The organism is Streptomyces sp. NPDC127190, from assembly GCF_042672505.1.
Taxonomy (GTDB): Bacteria; Actinomycetota; Actinomycetes; order Streptomycetales; family Streptomycetaceae; genus Streptomyces.
Genome location: NZ_JBHXVE010000028.1, coordinates 1 through 3,136, shown reverse-complemented (window position 1 = coordinate 3,136; position 3,136 = coordinate 1). Strand labels below are relative to the sequence as shown.

General features: G+C 73.1%; 2 protein-coding genes. One reads left to right on the top strand and one right to left on the bottom strand.

The window, feature by feature from the left end; all coding sequences use genetic code 11:
- Positions 1 to 138: 138 nt before the first annotated feature.
- Entirely contained in the window at positions 139 to 1,746 is a 1,608-nt protein-coding gene (locus tag ACFVIU_RS31725; protein ID WP_385846744.1) for an FAD-dependent monooxygenase, read from the bottom strand.
- 237 nt (positions 1,747 to 1,983) lie between these two features.
- Here ACFVIU_RS31725 and ACFVIU_RS31720 point away from each other — a divergent pair, with 237 nt between their 5' ends.
- Positions 1,984 to 3,000, top strand: a complete 1,017-nt coding sequence (locus ACFVIU_RS31720) for a methyltransferase (protein ID WP_385846742.1) — start codon at positions 1,984 to 1,986, stop codon at positions 2,998 to 3,000.
- Positions 3,001 to 3,136 lie beyond the last annotated feature (136 nt).

The window sequence follows — 3,136 nt, the reverse complement described above, 5'->3', positions numbered from 1 at the left end:
CCGCATTGCTTACCGTGGGGTGGGCTGGGTGTTGTGTATAAGCGCCTGGGTGGGGCTGCGGGCGCCCCGGGCACTCTGCGCGCGCGGCCGGGGGGGCCCGCTCGGGGTTTCCGGGCGCGGGCCCCTCGGCGTGTGCGGTCAGCGCAGGCCGGCCGACCGGCCCAGCGCGTCCGCCAGCACCTGCCCGGCGTCCGCGCCGCCCGGGCCGGTGGCCCGCCAGGCGACGAAGGCGTCCGGGCGGACCAGCACGGCACCGCCGGCGCCGACCCCGTACGCCTCGGCCCAGTCGCGGTCCTTCGGCCGCAGCTCGCTCGCCGGGCCGACGCGGTGCACCCGCAGCGGCACGCCGAGCCGCTCGGCCGCCGCGACCGCCGCCTCGGCCCAGGGGGTCCCGGCGTCGTCGGTGAGCAGCACGTACGCGTCCCAGAACAGGTCGATGGTGGAGACGATCGCGCCGTCGCGCTCGACCCACACGTGCGGGGCGCGGGTGCCCGGCTCCCCGGTGAGCCGCAGCTTGGGCGTGAGCACCGGGCCGGTGGTGTCGCTGACGATCGACGGCGAGGTGTACCGGTAGCCGAGCGTGATGATGATGTCGTCCACCATCTCCGCGTGGTCCTGCTCGGTGGCGTGGCCGTGCCGGATCCGGTTGCGGACCATCGCCTGCGCGGCCATCGCGGAGCCGACCGCGTGCCGCTCGTCGTGGTAGCTGTCGAGCAGTCCGTCGCCCGCCCAGCCCTTGAGCACGGCCGCCAGCTTCCAGGCCAGGTTGTGGGCGTCGTGGATGCCCGTGTTGGCGCCGAAGCCGCCCGCGGGCGGGTGCAGATGGGCGGCGTCGCCGGCCAGGAAGACCCGCTGGGTGCGGAACCGCTCGGCGACCAGCTGGGCGCCCTGCCACGGCACCTTGTCGACGATCTCCACCGCCAGGTCCGCCTTGCCCGCCGCGGTCCGGACGATCTCGACGCAGCGCTCGTCGGTGAAGTCCTCCGGCTTCTCGCCGCGCTCGGGGTGGTAGATCGGCGCGGCCAGGTACGGGTCGCAGCCGTGCAGCCGGGACAGCCCCATCAGGGTGCCGTCGACCTTCGCGTAGCAGAGGATGAACCTGCGGCCCTTGAGCACGGTCTCCAGCTCGGGCGCCTTGAAGTAGATGCTGAGCGCGTTGAACACCGTGCCGCGCCCCTCGCGCTCCACCCCGAGGTGCCGGCGGACGCTGCTGTTCGCGCCGTCCGCGCCCACCAGGTAGTCGGCGCGGATGGTGAAGCGCCGGCCGGTGGCGTTCTCCTCGGCGACCGCGGTCACCCCGTCCGCGTCCTGGGTGAACTCCACCAGCCGGGTGCCGAACCGGACGTCGGCGCCGAACTCCCGGGCCTTCTCCACCAGCACCTTCTCGTACCGGTCCTGGCCGCAGCCCATCACCCGCTCCGGGCTGACGGTCGGGCCGTCCAGCGACGGCGACTCCAGCACCACGGCGTCGTCGATGTCGGAGAACGTGTCGACCTGGATGATGCCGCCCTCGAAGTAGGGGTGCGAGTCACCCATCTCCAGCGCCCGGATGTCCGCGGAGATGCCGGCCGCCCGGAACAGCTCCAGGGTGCGCGCCTGGAGGCCCGGGGCGCGGGGCAGCAGCGAGGTGCCGTCGCGCTTCTCCAGCACCATGGTGCGGATCCCGTGCCGCCCGCTGAACAGGGCGGTGGAGAGGCCGACCGGCCCCGCTCCCACGATCAGCACAGGGATGTTCACGTCATACATGCGTGTCCCCTCATGAACAGACGAACAGTGCCGGTTGATCCGCCGCACTGCGACCGGACCAAGAGTTACCGGCGGTGCCTCGAGGATTCCTGGCCTCGCGGTCGGGCGCCGTCGGGTGCGGCGGCCGGGCCGCGGGCCTCCAGGGAGCTTCGAGGCCCTCTCCACGCCCTGCTGACAGCCTCTCAGGCCGACAGGTGCGGCGCCTGGCAGGCAGGCGTCCAGGAAGGAGTCCTCATCATGACGACCACGGCCCCGGACGTCGGCACTGCCGCCGGGATCCTGCGCCTCGGCAACGCGTTCTGCGACGCCAAGGCCCTGCTGACCGCCGTCGAGCTCGACCTGTTCACCCACCTGCACAACGCCCCGGGCGGATCGGCCGACGAGGGCGAGGTCAGGCAGGCGCTCGGGCTGCACGGACGCGGCCTGCGCGACTTCCTCGACCTGCTGGTGGCGCTGCGGATCCTGGAGCGCACCGACGGCCGCTACCGCAACGCCCCCGGCACCGAACGGCACCTGGTGCGCGGCGCCGACGAGTACATCGGCGGCTTCCTGCTGCGCTCCAGCCGCAACCTCTACCCGGCGTGGGGCCGCCTGGAGGAGGCCCTGCGCACCGGGCAGCAGCAGTCCGGCAGTCACTACGACGAGGTGACGCAGAACCCGGCGATCCTGCGCCAGTTCATCGGCAGCATGGACGCCTTCACCAACGTGCTCGGCGCCCAGCTGATCGAGGCGTACGACTGGTCCGGGCACGCCTCGGTGCTCGATGTCGGCGGTGCCCGCGGCAACCTCGCCTCGCAGATCGTCCGGGCCCGGCCGCACCTCGCCGGGCACGTCTTCGACCTGCCCGAGATGGAGCCCTTCGCCAAGGAGCTGATCGAGGAGCTGGGCCTCGGCGGCAGGCTGGAGTTCCACGGCGGCAGCTTCTTCACCGACCCGCTGCCCTCGGCCGACGTGGTGATCCTCGGCCACGTCCTGCACGACTGGGACCCCGGACAGCGGAGCATGCTGGTCCACAAGGCCTTCGACGCGGTCAACCCCGGCGGCACCCTGCTGGTCTACGACCGGATGCTGGACGACGAGCCCGAGCACGCCGAGAACCTGGTGATCAGCCTCGACATGCTCCTCGTCACCGACGGGGGCTCGGAGTACCCGGCCGCGGAGATCGTCGGCTACGCCGAGCACGCCGGCTTCGCCCGTACGGAGGTCACGCCGCTCGGCGACTACGACACCCTGGTGGCCTGCTACAAGGCCTGACGGGCGGCAGGAGCGGCCCACGAGCACGGCAGCGGGCCCCCCCGCCGGGGGGGGGGGGGGCGGGCGGGGGGGGGGGGGGGGGGGGGGGGGGGGGGGGGGGGGGGGTTTAAAAAAAATTAGCGGGCGCCGAAAGTGG

What these genes read in the sequence shown, in the direction of transcription:
- ACFVIU_RS31720 (WP_385846742.1), top strand. Translation starts at nt 1,984, where the DNA reads ATGACGACCACGGCCCCGGACGTCGGCACTGCCGCCGGGATCCTGCGC.
- ACFVIU_RS31725 (WP_385846744.1), bottom strand. Translation starts at nt 1,746, where the DNA reads ATGTATGACGTGAACATCCCTGTGCTGATCGTGGGAGCGGGGCCGGTC.